This window comes from Polaromonas sp. P1_G2 (genome assembly GCF_056405515.1).
In genome coordinates this window covers 1-482 of the sequence record NZ_JBFUBY010001018.1, presented here as the reverse complement: position 1 = coordinate 482, position 482 = coordinate 1, and the positions used below count along the sequence as shown (strand labels likewise).

1 protein-coding gene is annotated in these 482 nt (G+C 60.7%); it reads left to right on the top strand.

The genetic code is table 11. The features are described 5' to 3' along the window. Window positions 1–55: 55 nt before the first annotated feature. Window positions 56–482, top strand: a 427-nt coding sequence (locus AC1D0P_RS28840; RefSeq protein WP_477679865.1) for a response regulator transcription factor, incomplete at its 3' end; no start/stop codon positions are given.

Genomic DNA, 482 nt, shown 5'->3' with positions numbered 1-482 from the left:
ATCCGCATGGTGCGAAGTTCATCTTCACCCTGCCGGTCGAAGACAAGGCGGCGCCATGACCAGCGACGATCACATTGCCTATATCGTCGATGACGATGAACGCATCCGGGAGGCGCTCAGCGAGCTCCTGGACTCGCACGGCATGCGCGCCATCGCCTTCGGATCGGCCGGCGATTATGTGAATGCGGACAAGCCGGATGTCCCCGCCTGCCTCATTCTCGATATCGAATTGCCCGATATCAACGGCCTCGACCTGCAGAGCCAGATCGCCGAAGGCGATCATCCGCCGATCATCTTCATCACCGGRCATGGGGATATTCCATCCTCCGTGCGCGCCATCAAGCATGGCGCCGTGGATTTTCTCACCAAGCCGTTCAGCGATGCCGACCTCATGGGAGCAATCCACGCCGCGATTGCGCAGGATCGGCAGAAGCGGGCGGAACGCGCCGAACTCGGCATGTTGCGGCAACGCTATCTCGATC